We start from the raw sequence: 18,450 nt of genomic DNA on the forward strand, positions 1-18,450 counted from the left end.
GGTTTCCGGTCCATCAGATGCCTTGAATTGATCTGGAACAAATCCCCTTTTTGCGCCGGATGCTATGTCCCCTACATTGACGCCGGGTGCCATCGGCAGCGATTGAGGGAACGGCGGGATGCTCGGTCACCGCACCATTCTGATAGGGCTGTTGCTCGCCGCAATCGCGGCTGGGTTGTACTGGTTCAGCGGACGCGAAGGCGACCTGCCGGAAGGCTTTGCCCGCGCCAACGGACGGCTTGAGGCCGAGCGGGTCGATATCGCCAGCAAATTCTCCGGCCGCATCAGCGATGTCCTGGTGACCGAAGGCGAAATGGTCACTGCAGGACAGCCCCTCGCCCATCTCGACTCGTCCGAAATCGAAGCCCAGCTCCGGGAAGCGGATGCTGCCGTGCTGCAGTCCCGGGAGGCGCTGAACGAAGCACGCGCCGTGCTGGCCCAGCGCCAGAGCGAGCTGGTGCTGGCGGATCAGGAAATGCACCGGTCCGAGACCCTTGGCGAGCGGGGCTTCGCCAGCGGCGAGACCGTGGACCGCCGGCGCAGCCAGCGCGCGACGGCCGCTGCGGCAGTCGCCTCCGCCGAAGCGGGCATCGCCCGGGCGAAAGCGACCATCGCGGCCCGCGAGGCGACGGTGGAACGCATTCGCGCCGATCTCAGGGAGTATGAAATTACCGTACCGGTCGCCGGTCGCATCCAGTACCGGCTGGCGGAACCTGGCGAGGTGATCGGGGCGGGCGGCAAGATCGCCACCATGCTCGACCTGAAGCGGGTCTATATGACGGTCTATCTGCCGACACGCGATGCCGGACGGCTCGCCTACGGGGCGGAAGCCCGGCTGATTTTCGATGCGGCGCCGGACTATGTCGTTCCGGCAACGGTCACCTTCGTCGCCTCTGAAGCGCAGTTCACCCCGCGCTACGTGGAAACCGAGAGCGAGCGGGACAAGCTGATGTTCCGGGTCAAGGTCACGATCCCGGCGGATATCCTCGAAGGGTACGAGCGTCTGGTGAAGACCGGCATTCCGGGTGTCGCCATCATCCGGACGGACCCCGACCTGCCCTGGCCGGAGGAATTTGCCGTCAGGCTGCCGCCGCGCAATGGCTGATACGGTCGTTCCCATAGGTGTTTCCGGGCTCTCCCACCGGTATGGACGAACCGCTGCCTTGCGGACCGTGGATCTGGAAATCACACCCGGATTGGCCGTCGGCGTGATCGGCCCGGACGGCGTCGGCAAATCCACGTTGCTTGCCTTGCTCTCGGGCACCAAGAAAATCCAGAATGGTACTGTGGAGCTGCTCGGTGGCGATCTCCGGCGCAGCGATCACAGGCGTCGGGTCTGCGGCCGGATCGCCTATATGCCGCAGGGCCTTGGCAAGAACCTCTACCCGACATTGTCGATCGCCGAAAATCTCGACTTCTTCGCCCGGCTTTACGATCAGCCCGAGACCGAGCGGCGGCAGCGGGCGGACGAGCTGCTGCGGGCCACCGGACTTTCCCCGTTCCGCGACCGGCCGGCGGAGAAGCTTTCCGGCGGCATGAAACAGAAACTGGCGCTCTGCTGCGCGCTGATACACGACCCGGACCTGCTGATCCTCGACGAGCCGACCACCGGCGTCGATCCCCTGTCCCGCCGTCAGTTCTGGGATCTGATCGCCCGGCTTCAGGCACGCCGTCCCTGGATGACGATTGTCACCGCCACCGCCTACATGTCGGAAGCCGAGCGCTTCGACCATCTGATCGCCATGCATGACGGCACCATCCTGGCCGAGGGGACCGCGGAAGAGCTGAAGAAACAGGCCGGCGCCGACAGTCTGGAAGACGCGTTCCTGGCCCTGCTTCCGCACCGGGGCGGCGCTATCGGTTTCGTCCCCCGCCCAAAACCGGAGCGCGCGACGCAGAGCGGTGAGCCGCCCGCCATCGAGGCATCCGGACTGGTCATGAAGTTTGGCGATTTCAGCGCCGTCGACCATGTCGATTTCCGCATTGAGCGTGGCGAGATCTTCGGCTTCCTCGGCTCGAACGGCTGCGGCAAGACGACGACCATGAAGATGCTGACGGGCCTGCTGACGCCGACCGAGGGCGAGGCCCGGATCTTCGGCAAGCTGATCGACGGCGGCGGCATGGAGATGCGCCGAAGAGTCGGCTACATGTCCCAGTCCTTCTCGCTCTATGGCGAATTGACCGTGCACCAGAACCTCGACCTGCATGCCGGCCTGTTCCGGATCGAGGGAAGCAGGAAGACGGAGCGGATTGCGGAGCTGGCCGACCGGTTTGACCTGGAGGCGGTCATGAACAAGCGGCCGAATGCCCTGCCGCTCGGTATCCGCCAGCGCCTGCAACTTGCCGTCGCCGTGTTGCACAAACCGGAAATGCTGATCCTGGACGAGCCGACAAGTGGCGTCGATCCGGTGGCCCGGGACGGGTTCTGGAACCTGCTCACCGAACTCTCCCGGGACGATGGCGTGACGATCTTCATCTCCACCCATTTCATGAACGAGGCCGAACGCTGCGACCGCATTTCGCTGATGCATGCGGGCCGGGTGCTGGCAATGGGACCGCCGGACGAACTGGTGGCGGAGTCCGGCCGGGCCACGCTGGAAGAAACCTTCATCGAGCATCTCGAACTGGCGGCGGAGGATGACGGGTCACCATTGCCGGAACCGGCCGTCGAGCTGGACTACAGCACCGCAGGAGACATGGCGCCACCGCTGTTCTCCCCGGCGCGGCTCTTGGCCATCGCCCGGCGCGAGACATTCGAGCTGGTCCGCGATCCGATCCGGCTTGCCTTCGCCATTCTTGGCCCGCTGATCCTGATGCTGGCGATGGGCTACGGAATATCCTTCGATGTCGAGGACATGCGCTATGCCGTCCTGGATCAGGACCGCAGCCGCGAGAGCCGCATGGTCCTGCGCCAGTTCGAAGGCTCGCGCTATTTCAGCGCGGCACCGGAGCTGAAGGATACACGGGACCTGGACCGGCGCATGCAGAGGGGAGAGATCAGCCTCGCCCTCGTCCTGCCTCCCGGTTTCGGGCGCGACCTTGTCGCCGGGCGCCAGCCGGAAGTCTCTGCCTGGCTGGACGGCGCCAATACCAGCCGCGCCGAGACCTCCCGCGGTCATGTGGAAGGCGCTTTCGGCTCCTTCCTGTCGGAGCTCGCGGCCCTGAACGGGACGGGTACGAGAACGCAACAGGCCGCCGATATCGCGGTCAGGTTCCGCTACAATCAGGGCTTCACCTCGCAGCAGGCAATTCCGCCGGGCGTGCTGATGATGCTCATGATGATGATCCCCTCCATGCTGACGGCGCTCGGCATCGTCCGGGAGAAGGAGCTTGGCTCCATCACAAACCTCTATGCCTCTCCGGCAAGCCGTTTCGAATTTCTGGTCGGCAAGCAGATCCCCTACATCGGCATCGCCCTGATCAGCTTCTGCACGATGATGCTGATGATGTTCCTGCTTTTCGACCTGGCGCCGAAATCGAGCGTGCTTGTCCTGCTCGGCGGCGCGGTGCTCTACGCCACCGCCGCCACCGGGTTCGGCCTGCTGGCCTCGACCGTGGCCACCTCGCAGGTCGCCGCCGTCTTCGGAACAGCGATCATCGTTCTGGTTCCGACCATCAACTTCTCCGGCATGCTGCACCCGGTCGCGACCCTGGACACTGCCGGCCGGATCATCGGCGAGGCCTTCCCGGCATCCTATTTCCAGAAAATCAGTTCCGGTGTCTTCAACAAGGGCCTGCCGGCCGCCGATCTGGCACCTAACCTCGCCATGCTCGCCATCTTCTGCCTGGCCTACTGGGCGATCTCCTCGGTCGCCCTGCCGAAACAGGATCGCTGATGCCATGCGCGCCCTGCTGATCATCCTCCGTCTCGGCATCAAGGAGATCTACAGCCTGGCCCGTGACCCGGTGCTGATGGGACTGATCATCTATACCTTCAGCGTCAGCGTCTACACGGTCGCGGACGGCGTGGAGACCGAGCTCCGGGATGCGGCAATCGCCATCGTCGACGAGGATGACAGTGTGCTTTCGCACCGGCTCAGGGGGGCTTTCCTGCCGCCCTATTTCAAGCCTCCGGCCATCATCGGCATCGCAGACGTGGACAAGGTGCTGGACAGCGGCAGCTACACGTTCGTGCTCGATATCCCGGCGAACTTCGAGATGGATGTTCAGCGGGGGCGCCTTCCGGCAGTCCAGCTCAATGTCGATGCGACCGCCATGACAATCGCGGGGAACGGCGCCGGTTACATCTCGTCGATTGTCAACCAGGAGGTCGCCCGCTTCATGAGCCGGGCGGAACCGGATGCAGGGGCGGCAGCGGCACTGCAGATCCGGGTCAAGTACAACCCGAACCTTGAAGCCGTCTGGTTCAATGCCGTGATGGAGGTGGTGAACAACATCATCGTCATGGCCGTCATCCTGTCCGGCGCCGCCGTGATCCGCGAACGGGAGCATGGCACGATCGAGCACCTGCTGGTCATGCCTGTGACGGCGGTCGAGATCATGATCTCGAAAATCTGGGCGAACGGTCTCGTCATAGTGACCGCCGCGCTGCTCTCGCTGGAGCTCGTCGTGCATCGGGGTCTTGGCGTGCCGCTGACGGGCTCAATCCCCCTGTTCGCTCTCGGCGCCTCGGTATTCCTGTTCTCGGTCACGGCACTGGGCGTCATGTTGTCGACCTTTACCCGGTCAATGCCCCAGTTTGCCTTGCTTTCAATCCCGGTGATTGTCGTGCTGCACCTGCTGTCGGGAAGCCAGACTCCGCTGGAGAGTATGCCGAAGACCCTGCAATGGATCATGCAGCTGTCCCCCGCGACGCATTTCGTGCGGTTCTCGCAGGCCGTGATCTACCGGGACGCGCCAATCACCGTGATCTGGCCGGAACTGGCCATCATGTTCGTGATCGGCTGTCTCTTTTTCATGATGGCCCTGTCGCGCTTCCGCATCGCGATGGGCACGCGCTAGGGCGGCTGCTTACTCTCCGGCCTGGCGCAGCGCCGCGTCATAGAGGTTCGGCCCCGCGAACTCGCGATCGTGGGTCAGGGACGGCACCTTGCCGCGCGCCTCGTCGACCTTGGCGAGATCGATCTCCGCCGTAATGATTCCCGGCGCCTCGCCGCCATCGGCCAGCACCTCGCCCCAGGGCGCGACGATGATCGAGTGGCCGTAGGTCTGGCGCCCCTTCGAGTGGGTGCCGCACTGGGCGGCGGAAATCACGAAGCACCCGTTCTCAATCGCCCGGGCCCGCTGCAGCACGTGCCAGTGCGCCTCGCCTGTCACCTTGGTGAAGGCGGCCGGGGCGAACAGCACCTTGGCGCCCGCCTGGGCGAGGGAGCGATAGAGATAGGGGAAGCGGATATCGTAGCAGATGGTCAGCCCGAACGTGCCCCAGGGCGTTTCGGCGAGCACGCCTTCCTCGCCCGGCTTGTAGGAGGCCGACTCCCGATAGGTCTGGCCGTCGCCGACCTGGACGTCGAACATGTGAATCTTGGTATAGCGCGCGGCAATGCTGCCATCCGGCGCGATCAGGAAGCTGCGGTTCGCCAGACGCTCGTCATCCGTCAGCTTGACCGAGAGCGAGCCCGCATGCAGCCAGACACCAAGTTCGGCGGCGAGCCCGCGGAAGGCGATGAGCACTTCATGCTCTTCCTCGACCTTCGCCTTGGCCCGCGCCGCCGGCTTGTCCGGCTCGAACATGCCGACGATTTCCGGCGTGGTGATGAAATCCGCCCCGGCGGCCTTCGCCTCCCGGATCATCGGCGAGACCTCGGCGATATTCACCGCCGGATCCGGCTTCGAGTTGGTCTGCACGCACGCTACGGTGAATTTCGACATGAGAGGTCCCCTGCACGGACGGTTAGGAGGCTTTCGCCTGCAACATTTCGTCGAGCTTACCACTCGCTTCCAGCGCCGCCAATTCGTCCGAGCCGCCGATCCCGATACCGTCGATGAAAATCTGCGGCACGGTATAGCGCCCGTCCGCCTTTTTGCTCATCTCGGCGCGTTTGGAACTGCTGGTGCTGACATCGATCTCCGTGAATGGCACGTCCTTCGATTCCAGCAATTTCTTGGCGCGGACGCAGAACGGGCAAAACATGGTCGTATAGATTTCGACCTCGGCCATCGGGCGGTCTCCTTCTGAAAGCTCACAGCATCGAGATAGCCGCGCTGCGCTTCTCAATCCAGCATTTCGCGCGAGCAGGCGCAAGCGGCAGCATGCAGTGCAACCTCACTTCGATTACAGCACACGTGCCAAGGTCAGGAAGCTGACGCGGGCCGCATCGGCCCTGTGCAAGGATCTGATACAGGCCTCCGCTGTGGCGCCGGACGTCCATACATCATCCACCAGAAGAACGCGTTGTCCCGCAATCCGCGCGCGCCGGTCGGGGCGGACCGCGAAGGCCCCGCGCACATTCAGCGCCCGCGCCGTCCTGCCGAGCCCGCCCTGGCTCTGCGTCCGCTTGACCCTGACGAGAGACAACGGATCGACCGGCAGTCCGGTCAGTCGCGCGATCTCCCCGGCGAGCAAGGCCGACTGGTTGAACCGCCGCCTGATCCTGCGCCAGGGATGCAGCGGAACGGGCATGAGCACGGCCGGCCCGGTGAAAAGATCTGCCCCGGCGAGCACCATCCAGCGGGCAAACAGGCGGGACAGGGTCTCGTCCCCGCCATGCTTGAACCGCAGGATCATCTCCCGGCTGGCATCGTCATAGGCCAGCGCCGCCCGGGCGGCGTCGAATAAAGGCGGCTCCGCCAGACATGCGCCGCACAGGACGTCCTCGCCGACATCGTAATCGAAGGGCCGCCCGCAACAGGCACACCAGGGCGGGCCGAGAAAGGTCAGGCCCGACCAGCAGTCCGCGCAGAGCCCGTCATCCTCGACCACCAGCGCGCCGCATTTCTTGCAGCGCGGCGGCAGCACCAGATCGAACAGCCTCTGCCCCAGTTGCAAGGCCGGCCTTCCGAGTTGTCCGATCATGCCACCGCCGCGCGCCTCCGCCTGTCCGGCCAGACTTTCGGGTCATGGGAGGGTCAGAAGCATTTCCCCGGCGCCCGCGATGGACTATATCGGCACCATGACCGATCAGATGCTCGTCTTCGACCGCCGGCAGGTCCGCCGCAACCGGAACCGCGCCGCCGCGGGCTTCGCCGCCCATGATTTCCTGAAGCGGGAGATTTCGGAGCGGGTGGCGGATCGCATGGGCGACATCCAGCGCCGGTTCCCGCGCCTGCTCGATCTCGGCTGCCACAGCGGTGTGCTGCGCGACAGCCTGGACCCGCGCCTCGGTGTCGAGTGGATCGTCGGGATGGATCCGTCGGAACGGTTCGCATCACAAGCGGCGGCGTACGGTCCCGCCCTCGCCGCCGAAGAAGAAGTCCTGCCCTTCGCGCCGGCCAGTTTCGATGCCGTTGTCAGCGCCCTGTCATTGCATTGGGTGAATGATCTGCCGGGCGCGCTGGTGCAGGCCCGGCTCTGCCTGAAGCCGGACGGGCTGTTTCTCGGCGCCATGCTCGGTGGCGAAACCCTGCATGAATTGCGCGCGGTATTGACGGAGGCCGAGAGCGAGGTGCTCGGCGGTGCCGGTCCCCGGGTCTCGCCCTTTGCCGAACTGCAGGATGCGGCGGGCCTGATGCAACGGGCGGGATTCGCGCTGCCCGTGGTCGACAGCGACCTGCTGACCGTGACCTACGAGAACGCTTTCCTGCTGATGCGGGAGTTGCGCGGCATGGGCGAGGGAAATGCGGTGGCGGGGCGGCGGAAGAGCGCCACCCCGAAGAGCGTTTTCCTGCGTGCCGCCGAGATCTACCAGCAGCGGCACGGCACGCCCGACGGCCGGATTGTCGCCAGTTTCCAGATCATCTACCTGACCGGCTGGGCGCCGCATGCCTCCCAGCAGAAGCCCCTCAGGCCCGGCAGCGCCGCGCACCGGCTGTCCGATGCGCTAGGGGCGACGGAGCTGCCAACCGGAGAAATCGCAGCTCCCGGACGCAAGACACCCTAGGCGTCGCGATCCGTTCCGCTCTGCGCCACCTTTCGGGAAATCAGCCCTTCGGGGCCGCTGACGGTACATTTCAGATCCCGGATCCGGCCATCGCCGAGACCGTAGGCCCAGCCGTGCAGATGCAACGGCGTGCCGGCTTCCCAGGTCGCCCCGACGATCGGCGTGCGCGCGAGTGTCTGCACTTGTGCCCTGACATTCAGCTCGCACAGCCTGTTGTGCCGGGCATCGTCTCCGGAGCAGCTGTGAAGCTCATCCTCGTAGCGCTCGGCAACGTCGCGGATCGGCTGCAGCCAGTGATCGACGATGCCATGCGCATTGCCGTCCACCGCCGCATGGACGCCGCCGCAGCCGTAATGGCCGCAGACGATGACATGCTTGACGTGCAGCACGCCAATGGCGAATTCCAGCACGGACAGGAGGTTCAGATCACCGGGATGCACCAGGTTCGCGACATTGCGGTGCACGAACACTTCGCCGGGAGCAAGCCCGGTGATGACATTCGCCGGCACCCGGCTGTCGGAACACCCGATCCAGAGATAGTCCGGCGTCTGCAAACCGGAAAGGCGCTCGAAATAATGCGGATCCTCGCGCAGTCTTTCTTCGGCCCACTCTACATTGTGCTGCAGCAGACTGGACAAATCCGGCATCGACATCCCCCCATCCCCTCGAAAGATACCTGCGATGGATATAGCCGCTGATGCCGGATTGCCAAAGGAAAAGCGCGCCGCTTAGCGCGCCAGGCCCGCCTTCACCAGATAATCCGCCGCCTCGAGGATGCGCGTGGTATCGCGCAGCTCAATGATCAGGCGCGGCTTCGAGGTCAGCGCCCCGAGCGCCCGGAAAACAGAGGCCCAGCGGATCGTTCCCTCGCCCATCACCCAGTGCCGGTCGGCATAACCGTCCGCATCCTGCAGATGCACATGCTCCAGCATGTTGCCGGCGGCAACGACGAAATAGTCAACGGGCGGCGCACCGGTCGAGCCGTGGGCATAATGCGCGTGCCCCGTATCGATGGAAACGCGGACCCGTTCACTGTCGAAGGATTCGGCCAGCCGCACACGCCAGCGCGGGTCGATATCCTCGATATTCTCGATCACCAGCGTCACCCCGATCGCCTCGGCCCGCTTCACCACTTCGTCAAGCGTGGCATGCACCCGCCCGATCGCGTCTTCCAGGCTGCCCGGCTTGTTATCGACATTATTGTGGCTCCAGGTGGTGAAAGGGCTGTGCACCACCATTTGCGTCGCGCCGATCTCCTCGCAGGCGTCGAGACCCTGCATCATCCGCTTTTTCACGACCTCCCGGATCTCCGGGTCCATCGAGTCGATGACAAAGCCCCAGAAAGGGCCGTGAATGCCGAGCCTGCCTTCATGGCCCGACAGCTGTTTCCTGATCTCCGCAGCCAGCGGCTTCCAGTCGCCGTTCAGGACCTCGGCAGTGTGAAAATCCTGAATCTCGAGGTCGCGCTGGCCGTCGATCAGCCAGTCACGGTAGCGCTCCAGCATACGGGCAGGCATGGCCGCGCCAAGGGTCGGCAGTGGTGCTGTGACAACATCGTTCATGGGCCGGAATTCCTGTATCGGTGATGACGTTCTGGCAGAGAGCGGAGTGTGCTGTCGGCGCGGCCTGCATGAAAAAGAAGTTTTCGCGACACCGGGGCACGGTGGATCCGGCTGACGGCTCTAGCCCGCCGCCGGCCGTCTCAAAAGGCGCTCGCGGACCGCGACGATTTCTTCGAGATGCGCCTTGAACAGATCGATCCCCTGTGGATCGAAGTGATGCCCCCGCTGTTCTTCCATGAAGACCAGGATCTGATCCAGCGACCATGCCTTCTTGTAGCAACGGTCACTGCCAAGGGCGTCGAAGACATCCGCGACGGCCGTCAGCCGGCCGTAGATATGAATATCATCGCCCTTCTTGCCATGCGGATAACCGGTTCCGTCCCATTTCTCGTGATGCTCCAGCGCGATGATGGACGCGGCCTTGAGAATCTTGCGATTGGAGCCGGCAAGCATGCGATGCCCCAGTTCGGTGTGGGATTTCATGATTTCCCACTCTTCCGGATCAAGCGTGCCCGGCTTGTTCAGAATCGCGTCCGGAATGCCGATCTTGCCGATATCGTGCAACGGCGAGGCAAGCCTGATCAATTCGACCTCGTCATCATCGAGCCCGTATGCGCCAGCAAGAATACGGCTGATTTCGGCAACCCGCTTCACATGGTTTCCGGTTTCCTCCGAGCGGGTTTCCACCGCGTCGCCGAGCATATAGACAATCTCGCGCTGGGTACTGGCGACATCCTCGTGCAGCTGTGCATTCTCGAAAGCGATGGACACGTTCTGTATGAACAATTCCAGCAAGCGCATATCGACCGGGTTGATCGCGCCGACACCGGTCATATAGGTCAGGTTTACCCCACCGGCCCTGTCCTCGAAAAAGCCGACAAAATCGTCATTCTCACAACTGCTTTGCCGCTGCTTCACGGCAGCGTCCAGCCGCCGGGCGATATCCGGCGGCAAGACTGTCTGCGCATCACGGCCAGTATAGCTGCTGAAGTCACCAGTGCCGGTGAGAATTGTCATCTTGTTGCCGGTATAGGTCGCAGCAAGACCGCCTTTGACGGCGCCATCCTTCTGCATGTAGACAGCGCTCGGATCGAGATGGAGCAGCGCGGTCAGCTGTTCGAGGGCGCCCTCGGCAAACCTGTTCATCGACTTCAGCTCGAACACGTTGGCCGATGCCGAGATCACCTGCTCCAGACCGTGCCTGTTCCGCTCGATGGTGACGATGTCCCGATAGGACCGGAGCGAACTGCACAGCAGGGTGAACAGCTTCGTCGCGGTCAGATCCGTTTTTTCCTTGTAGTCGTTGATGTCGTAATTCGCGATGACCTGCCGTTCCGGCGCCTGCCCGGGCTGGCCGGTCCGCAGGACGATGCGTGAGCGCCAGTTGTCGAGATCCTCACGGATATATCGCACGATCCGAAGCCCGGCATCCTCGGTCTCCATGACCACATCCAGCAGGATCAATGCCGCATCCTGATGATCCGCCAGAACGTCCCTGGCCTCGGCCCCGGAATAGCAACTGATGAAGCTCAGTCCGCGTCCGGCGAACTCGAAATCCGCCAAGGTCAGTTTGGTGACATCGTGCATGCCGGGATCGTCATCGATAATGATCACCTTCCATTTCGGCTGGAAGGCGAGATCCCGGGACGAACCGGGCGCTTCCGTCTCCTCGTCGGCAAAAACAAGTGCATCTTCGTCAGTCATCGACTGTCTCCGACGTAATCGGGAGCGTTATATCGAAGCGCGTTCCCTCACCGGGATTGCTGAAGCATCGGATGGTGCCGGAAAGTTTCGTCGTCACCAGATTATACACGATATGCAGGCCGAGTCCGCTGCCTCCGGCGCCGCGGCGGGTGGTGAAAAAGGGCTCGAAAATCCGCCCGCGGACAGCTTCCGTCATGCCCAGCCCATTATCCGCGAAACTGATTCTGACTTGATCGCCGAAGGTCAGCGTTCTGATCTCGATCTTGCCTTCGCCTTCTTGCCCGAACGCATGGGTGAGCGCATTCAGCAGCAAGTTCGAGAGAATTTGGGAGAAAGCACCCGGAAAGCTGTCAATAACAACATCGGCATCCGCATCGAGGACCAGTTCGATTTTCGGATAGGACCTGAGCTGCGGCGTCAGGCTTTCAATTGTCTCACGCAGATACGAGTCGACATTGAACGGTCTCCGCTGTTCGCTGGACTGATCGACTGCGACCTGTTTGAAACTGCGGATCAGGTGAGCTGCCCGGGTCAGGTTGACCTCGATGATCTTGCTGCCTTCATCCGCAGTCAAAAGGAAGTTCTCGAACTGCGAGCGCTTGATTTCGTTTTTCTTGAGCGCAGCAGTGACCTTCAGCGTTTCTTCACGGACATGAGTCGCCGCGGTCAGGGCCGTTCCCATCGGGGTATTGATCTCGTGCGCGACGCCGGCCACCAGGCTGCCGAGGGACGCCATTTTCTCGGAATGAACCAACTCGTCCTGGGCCAGTTCAAGATCCCACAGAGCCTGACGCAGACGCTCCTCCGCCTCCTTCAGTTCGGACACATCCATTGCAATTGTCACGGCGCCGCCGGCGCCGACAGGATGGCGCCGGACATTGAAGACCTTGCCGTCGAGTGAGGTATATTCCAAGGACCGCTCGGCCGGCGTTTTCAGTGCATCAAGAATCTCATCTACTGTACGGTCAGGATTGCGACCGTAATCTCCACGGTTTGCCAGAAACCGGATAACGTCGGCATAATTTCTCCCCGCAGCCATCATCTCTTCCGGCACCTTGATGATGTCCCGCAGCACGTCATTGGCGACGACGATATTCATCTCCTTGTCGGTCAGCAGGATCCCCGCCGGGGCGTTATTTATGGTCGAACGCAGCTGTTCTTCCGTGCGCGACAACTCGGCCTCGAAGTTCTTCCGGTTCGTGATGTCAAGATGCCAGACGATAGCCGCCGGCTGCCCGGCAAAAACAATCGGCCGCGAATTGTGCAGGCACCACCAGGTCGAACCGTCCGGGCGCTTTCTCCTGAGCTCGAGATTCGACAGCCCGCCATCCCGAAACACCTGCCTGAACATTAGCTCCGCGCCGGACGGATCGGCAAACGTCCATCTCGCCCCCCATTCATCCAGCGGGGTTTCCCGAGATATTCCGAACATTTCCGCCATGGCGGCATTTGCATAGAGCCGATCGTGCGTTTCTTCCGAAACGATGGTGATTCCGACAGGGCTCATGTCCAATAGTTGATTAAGATTTTTTTCGCTCTCGCGCAACCTGTCCGCGTTCTGCCGGGCCTCGTCTTCGGCATGCTTGCGCTCGGCGATTTCGTCCTGCAGTTCAGCTGTTCGAGTTTCAACCAGCCGTTCCTGATCGGCATTCAGCGCCTCGATTTCCCTAAGCCGTTCGACCCGGTCCGTTACATCCATCAAGGTGCCGAAAACCGCTGTCTTGATGCCGTCCTCGAACAGCGGCCCCAAACGCGCCTCGCCCCATATCACCGCTCCATCCGCTTTGAGGATCCGGCATTCGCAAGTCGTCTCCGTGTCATTTTTCCACGCCGTACGAAACCAGTCTTGAACAGCGTCGCGATCTTCGTGATGCACAAATTTCAGGAATTCAAACCATCCCGGAATGACTTCCCCGTTCTTTAGCCCAAGTATCCTGAATGCTTCGTCCGACCAGACAACCTCATCCGTCGCCAGGATCCAGTACCAGGACCCGATCCGTCCGATACGCTCCGCATGACGACGCGCGACCAGATCCGGTAATCTGAAACCGGAGCCGGCTTCGGCCAAAGCGGTCTTCTGGCCTGGTTTGTCCACCCAACGGCAGAAACCGGCCACCCCCGCGAGGACAGTCATAAGCGTCGCGCCCGCAGCCAGCCCGAAGCCCCAGTCTGCCGCGCCCGCTTCCCGGGCCCAAATCACCCAGAGAATGCCGGCCAGTACCAGCGAGAGAACGGCCACGGCACCGATCAGGTACGCCGATACAGTCCGGCCACGTCCAAAGCCTCTCGGCAAATTCATTTGTCTGCCAGTTCCTGGAAGAATTAGATCTACAGGGTATCGAGACTGCGGTTAACATCCAGTAAAAGTTAATTATCCCGCTTGGCGTAACAGGCCTTGGGACGCCTGACGGGCGGATGGCAGCACAGCGGGTATCCGATGTCCGCCCATGGCTCGGCTCGCGGCGCCGCACCGGTCTCCTTCCGGAGTGGACATTGTGCTTTTTGCCCGCGCCCATCAGAGTACTTCCCGAAGCGCTGTTTAACAAAGCCAGGCAGGGGGATGGGATGGGAGCTTTCGATCTGAGCGGCAAGGTCGCCGCGGTAACAGGCGGTAACGGCGGCATCGGTCTGGCGATGGCCGAAGGGCTTGCCAGGGCCGGTGCGTCAATCATGATCATCGGACGCAACCCCGAGAAAAACAACGTCGCCGAAGGGAAACTGACAAAGCTGGGCGTCAAGGCCAGTGCCTTTGCCGCCGACGTGACCAGCGAAGCGGACTGCGCCGCTGCCATGGCGGCGGCGAAAGAGCGGTTCGGTCGCCTCGACATCCTGATCAACAATGCCGGCACCAACATCCGCAACGTGCCGCACAAACTCTCTCTGCAGGACTGGCGGACGGTGATCGACACCAACCTGACCAGCGCTTTTATCTGCAGCAACGCGGCCTATCCGCTGCTGTCAGCCAAGGGCGGAAAGATCATCAATATCGGCTCCATGCTGTCGATTTTCGGCTCCAGCTACGGCGCCGCCTATGCCGCCAGCAAGGGCGGCATCGTGCAGCTCACCAAATCGCAGGCCGTGGCCTGGGCATCGGACAACATTCAGGTGAACGCCATCCTGCCCGGCTGGATCAATACCGATCTGACCCGGCAGGCCCGCATCGATGTCGACGGGCTGCACGATCGCATCCAGAACCGCACTCCGGCCGAGCGCTGGGGCGACCCCGAAGACCTGGCCGGCGTCGCGGTGTTCCTTTCCGCCGCCGCCTCCGATTTCGTCACCGGCACGGCCATTCCGGTCGATGGCGGCTTCTCCGTAAATATCTGATCCCCTTTCCCGAAACTTGAGGACACGACATGACCGGCAAACCCATCGATGAGGTTCTGAACTGGCTGGATGGCCAGCGCGACGCCATGACCGACCTGCTTGAAGAGCTGGTGAACACGGAATCCGGCAGCTACAACAAGGCTGGTGTCGATGCGGTCGGCGCGAAGATCGAAGCCCATCTGAATGCTGCCGGGATCAAGACGGAACGCACCGGCGCCGAGAGCTTCGGAGACTGCATCCGGGCCGAAATCTCCGCCGCTCCGGGCGGGGCCAACCGGCATATCGTGCTGATGGGCCACCGGGACACCGTCTTTCCGGACGGCACCGTTGCAGACCGCCCCTTCACCCGGGACGGCGATATCGCCTACGGCCCCGGCGTGATGGATATGAAATCCGGTCTGGTGATGAACACCTTCATCATGGAAGCCTTCCACAAGTTCGGCGGCGCCCCCTTCCCGCTGGTCGCCCTTTATACCGGCGACGAGGAAATCGGATCGCCGTCGGGCCGGCCGGTGATCGAGGCGACGGCACGCGGCGCCCGGGCCGTGTTCAACGCCGAACCCGGCCGCGAGTCCGGCAATGTGGTGACAGGACGCAAGGGGGCATCCTTCTTCAAGTTCGAGATTACCGGTGTCGCCGCCCATTCCGGCGGACAGCCGGAAAAAGGCGTCAGCGCGATCGAGGAAATGGCCCGCAAGATCCAGGCCCTGCACACGCTCACCAATTTCGAAACCGGCGTCACGGTCAATGTCGGCCTGCTTTCCGGCGGCAGTTCCGTCAACACCGTCGCCCCGCTCTGTTCCGCTGAGGTGGACGTCCGTTTCAAGACCATGGAGCAGCGCGAGCAGGTCTGGCGCGACATCCAGGCCATTCTCGACACCACCCATCTGCCCGGAACGGAAACCCGCGTCGTTCAGGAGCGCGGCTTTCTGCCGCTCACCATGTCCGGCGATAGCCAGAACGTTTTCGACATCTATGTCAGCGGCGCGTCCGAGCTTGGCATGACCATCGATGGCGAATATTCCGGCGGCAGCGCGGATAGCGGCTTCACCGCCCAGGTCGGCACCCCGACCCTGTGCTCCACAGGGCCGGTCGGCGGCGGCGCCCACTCGATCGACGAATATTGCAGGCTCGACACGATGGTCCCGCGAGCCAAGGCGGTCGCGCTTGCGATATCCCGGCTGAACGCCTGATTGCTGGCTTTCAGGCTGGCGGCTCCCGGACGTCTGGACATTCGGGCCGTACGGCCTCATGTCTGTTGAAGGATTGAGTCCGGGGGAGATTATGAAAAATGGCACGCATTCTGGTTCTCTTCGCCCATCCGAGAACCGACCGGTCCGTCGCGAACACGGCGCTGATGGCCGCGGCGCGTGCCATTGAAGGCGTGACCTTCGCTGATCTCTATGCAGAATATCCGGACTTCGACATCGATATCGACCGGGAGCAGCAGCGCCTGCAGGAGACGGACATCCTGATATTCCAGCATCCGGTCTACTGGTATTCCAGCCCCGCCCTGCTGAAGGAATGGCAGGACCTGGTGTTCGAGCACGGATTTGCCTATGGCTCGGACGGCACCGCGCTGGCCGGAAAATCATTGCTCCAGGTCGCCACCTGCGGCACGGCCCGCGAAGCCTACAGGAAACGGGGAAGGTACGAAAACGAACTGCGGACGATGTTCTCTCCCTTCGAGCAGACCGCGAAATTCTGCGGCATGCACTATCTCGCTCCGTTCGGGGTTTTCTCGGCCGAGGATGCCGCGGAGGAGAAGCGCCTCGATGATGTCGTCAGCGACTATCGCCGTCTTTTGACCGCACTGCGCGATGGCAGGCTGGATCTCAAGAAAGCCGCCGCGGTGCCGCTCCTGAATGATGTCCTCGACGAGATTATCGCATCAGAACCGGCTGGCGTCTGATGGGGTTCTTCCAGGACGCCTTCATCTACCTGCTCGCCGCCGTGATCGCAGTCACCGTGTCCCACCGGCTCGGCCTCGGCTCCGTGCTGGGATATCTCTTCGCCGGTATCGCCATCGGCCCGGTGCTCGGCATCGTCGCCGGTGCGGAAACCGAAACGGTGAAGCATTTCGCCGAGTTCGGCGTGGTCATCATGCTGTTCCTGATCGGCCTGGAGCTTGAACCACAGATGATCTGGCGGATGCGCTGGCAGCTGCTTGGTCTCGGCGGGCTCCAGGTGTTGCTGACCACGACCGCGCTGACGGCGGCCGCGATGGCCGCCGGGTTCGTCTGGCAGACGGCTCTGGTCATCGGCATGACCCTGGCGCTCTCCTCGACGGCCATCGTGCTGCAGACCCTGAACGAAAAGGGCTGGATGCGATCCCGGGGCGGGCAGTCATCCTTTTCCGTCCTGTTGTTTCAGGATATCGCGGTCATCCCCATGCTGGCCCTGCTGCCGCTGCTTGCCGTTGGCGATCCGGTCGCCTTGGTCCCGGCCAATGCCGCCGACCCGGCCGCCCATGGAAGTCTCATCGACGGCTATCCCGGCTGGTTCCAGACCCTCGTCATCGTTGCCACCATTGCCTTCATCATCCTGACCGGACGCTTTCTGGTCCGTCCGGCCTTCCGCCTGATCGCCGCCGCCCAGATGCGGGAACTCTTCACCGCAGCGGCTTTGCTGATCGTCGTCGCCACGTCTCTGCTGATGGATCTTGTCGGGGTTTCCGCCGCGCTCGGGGCCTTCCTTGCCGGCGTCGTTCTTTCCACAAGCGAATACCGGCATGCCATCGAAAGCGATATCGAACCGTTCAAGGGGCTGCTGCTCGGCCTTTTCTTCATCTCCGTCGGCGCGGGTATCGATTTCGGGCTGCTGTTCTCCGAGTTTTTCCTGATCATTGGCATCGCGCTCGGCATCATCCTGGTCAAGGCCCTGGTCCTGCTCGCACTGGCGGGCATATTCCGGCTGCCCTGGCAGGATACCTGGATGTTCGGTCTCGGGCTGGCGCAGGCGGGCGAATTCGCCTTCGTGCTGTTCGGATTCGCCGGATCGAGCGGGGCCCTCGCCGGCAGTCTGGTGGAGATCCTGATCCTCTCCGTTGCAGTCACCATGCTGCTGACACCGCTGATGTTCATCCTGTTCGAACGCTATGTCCTGCCGCGGACCGTCAGCTCGGTCAGCCGAGAGGCCGACGAGATCCCGGAGCCGGGCACAATCGTGATTGCCGGTGTCGGCCGCGTCGGCCAGATCATCGCCCGCCTGCTCATGGCCGAGGGCTACAAGATCGTCGTCCTCGACCACGACCCCAATCTGGTCGAGCGGATGCGGCAGACCGGCGTGCACAGTTATTACGGTGATGCGACCAGACCCGATCTGCTCGAGGCTGCCGGTCTGGCCGAGGCCGAGGTTCTGGTTGCGGCGCTCGACGATCAGGACCAGCAGACCGCGCTCGTCCGGCATGTCTCGGAACATTTCCCGAAATGCCGGATCGTCGCCCGCGCCTTCGACCGGCACCATCTCTACGAGCTGGAAAATGCCGGCGCCCATGTGATCGAGCGCGAAGTTTTCGAAGGCGCCCTCGCGCTCGGACGCCACACCCTGAAGGAACTCGGGTTGCATCCGTTCCGGGCCGAGCAGAAAGTCCGTGCTTTCCGCCGTCACGACATGCAGACGGTCGATATCCTGCGTGAACACTGGGCTGCCGGGATGGGGAAGAAATACATCACCGCTGTCCGGACCCGGCTCGACGAGCTGATGCAGGTCATGCGCTCGGACCGTCTCGCCGGCAAGAACCTGCCCGACCGGGAATGGACGCCGCCCCGCGGCGAGGATGCCGAGCGCTGAATTGCTGTGACGAATTTCCATCGCCAGGACTTTTCAGATTGCATCGATTGAAATAGAACCGATCT

At 62.8% G+C, this 18,450-nt stretch carries 15 protein-coding genes; 8 read left to right on the forward strand and 7 right to left on the reverse strand.

What is annotated here, in order from left to right; genetic code table 11:
- Positions 1-118 precede the first annotated feature (118 nt).
- The 3 genes from RH950_RS03175 to RH950_RS03185 are packed head-to-tail and all read left to right on the forward strand — an operon-like array spanning position 119 to position 4,962.
- Positions 119-1,105, forward strand: coding sequence for an HlyD family secretion protein (locus RH950_RS03175; RefSeq protein ID WP_350053625.1), 987 nt, complete (start codon positions 119-121; stop codon positions 1,103-1,105).
- A complete protein-coding gene (rbbA, locus tag RH950_RS03180) occupies positions 1,098-3,836 on the forward strand; it encodes a ribosome-associated ATPase/putative transporter RbbA (protein ID WP_350053627.1) in 2,739 nt (912 codons plus the stop codon). Before RH950_RS03175 ends, rbbA begins: the two co-directional genes overlap by 8 nt.
- Before the next feature lie 4 nt (positions 3,837-3,840).
- The gene (locus tag RH950_RS03185) at positions 3,841-4,962 is read left to right on the forward strand and encodes an ABC transporter permease (RefSeq protein ID WP_350053629.1); all 1,122 of its coding nucleotides are present in this window, start codon (positions 3,841-3,843) and stop codon (positions 4,960-4,962) included.
- A 9-nt stretch (positions 4,963-4,971) separates the two neighbouring features.
- Here the strand turns inward: RH950_RS03185 and RH950_RS03190 are convergent, their stop codons facing one another.
- From RH950_RS03190 to RH950_RS03200, 3 genes are all read right to left on the reverse strand, one after another.
- Positions 4,972-5,832 (reverse strand): carbon-nitrogen hydrolase family protein, encoded by an 861-nt coding sequence (locus tag RH950_RS03190; protein ID WP_350053631.1) that lies wholly within the window; start codon positions 5,830-5,832, stop codon positions 4,972-4,974.
- Between the two features lie 22 nt (positions 5,833-5,854).
- Complete coding sequence (gene grxC / locus RH950_RS03195; protein ID WP_350053633.1) at positions 5,855-6,121, reverse strand: glutaredoxin 3; 267 nt, start codon at positions 6,119-6,121, stop codon at positions 5,855-5,857.
- A 114-nt stretch (positions 6,122-6,235) separates the two neighbouring features.
- The gene (locus RH950_RS03200) at positions 6,236-6,949 is read right to left on the reverse strand and encodes a ComF family protein (protein WP_350053635.1); all 714 of its coding nucleotides are present in this window, start codon (positions 6,947-6,949) and stop codon (positions 6,236-6,238) included.
- A gap of 106 nt (positions 6,950-7,055) precedes the next feature.
- On the opposite strand from RH950_RS03200, the gene RH950_RS03205 reads away from it, so the two are divergent.
- A complete protein-coding gene (locus tag RH950_RS03205; protein ID WP_350053637.1) occupies positions 7,056-8,000 on the forward strand; it encodes a methyltransferase domain-containing protein in 945 nt (314 codons plus the stop codon).
- Here the strand turns inward: RH950_RS03205 and RH950_RS03210 are convergent.
- The 4 genes from RH950_RS03210 to RH950_RS03225 form a co-directional block, all read right to left on the reverse strand.
- A complete protein-coding gene (locus RH950_RS03210) occupies positions 7,997-8,653 on the reverse strand; it encodes a carbonic anhydrase (RefSeq protein ID WP_350053639.1) in 657 nt (218 codons plus the stop codon). The two genes, RH950_RS03205 and RH950_RS03210, sit on opposite strands and share 4 nt — an antisense overlap.
- A 75-nt stretch (positions 8,654-8,728) precedes the next feature.
- Complete coding sequence (locus RH950_RS03215; protein WP_350053641.1) at positions 8,729-9,562, reverse strand: sugar phosphate isomerase/epimerase family protein; 834 nt, start codon at positions 9,560-9,562, stop codon at positions 8,729-8,731.
- A 120-nt stretch (positions 9,563-9,682) separates the two neighbouring features.
- Positions 9,683-11,266 carry a DUF3369 domain-containing protein gene (locus RH950_RS03220; RefSeq protein ID WP_350053642.1) on the reverse strand — a complete coding sequence of 528 codons (1,584 nt, stop codon included), beginning with the start codon at positions 11,264-11,266 and terminating at the stop codon, positions 9,683-9,685.
- Positions 11,259-13,565, reverse strand: coding sequence for a PAS domain-containing sensor histidine kinase (locus RH950_RS03225; RefSeq protein ID WP_350053643.1), 2,307 nt, complete (start codon positions 13,563-13,565; stop codon positions 11,259-11,261). Before RH950_RS03225 ends, RH950_RS03220 begins: the two co-directional genes overlap by 8 nt.
- 266 nt (positions 13,566-13,831) lie before the next feature.
- Between RH950_RS03225 and RH950_RS03230 the strand changes: the two genes are divergently transcribed.
- From RH950_RS03230 to RH950_RS03245, 4 genes are all read left to right on the forward strand, one after another.
- Positions 13,832-14,593, forward strand: a complete 762-nt coding sequence (locus tag RH950_RS03230; protein WP_350053645.1) for an SDR family NAD(P)-dependent oxidoreductase — start codon at positions 13,832-13,834, stop codon at positions 14,591-14,593.
- 29 nt (positions 14,594-14,622) lie between these two features.
- Positions 14,623-15,786, forward strand: coding sequence for a M20 family metallopeptidase (locus RH950_RS03235; RefSeq protein ID WP_350053647.1), 1,164 nt, complete (start codon positions 14,623-14,625; stop codon positions 15,784-15,786).
- 98 nt (positions 15,787-15,884) lie between these two features.
- On the forward strand, positions 15,885-16,505 hold the full coding sequence (locus RH950_RS03240) for an NAD(P)H-dependent oxidoreductase (RefSeq protein ID WP_350053649.1): 621 nt from the start codon (positions 15,885-15,887) through the stop codon (positions 16,503-16,505).
- On the forward strand, positions 16,505-18,385 hold the full coding sequence (locus RH950_RS03245) for a monovalent cation:proton antiporter-2 (CPA2) family protein (RefSeq protein ID WP_350053651.1): 1,881 nt from the start codon (positions 16,505-16,507) through the stop codon (positions 18,383-18,385). The genes RH950_RS03240 and RH950_RS03245 overlap by 1 nt, the downstream gene beginning before the upstream one ends.
- Positions 18,386-18,450: the final 65 nt, after the last annotated feature.

Source organism: Nisaea sp. (assembly GCF_040217065.1).
Classification (GTDB): Bacteria; Pseudomonadota; Alphaproteobacteria; order Thalassobaculales; family Thalassobaculaceae; genus Nisaea.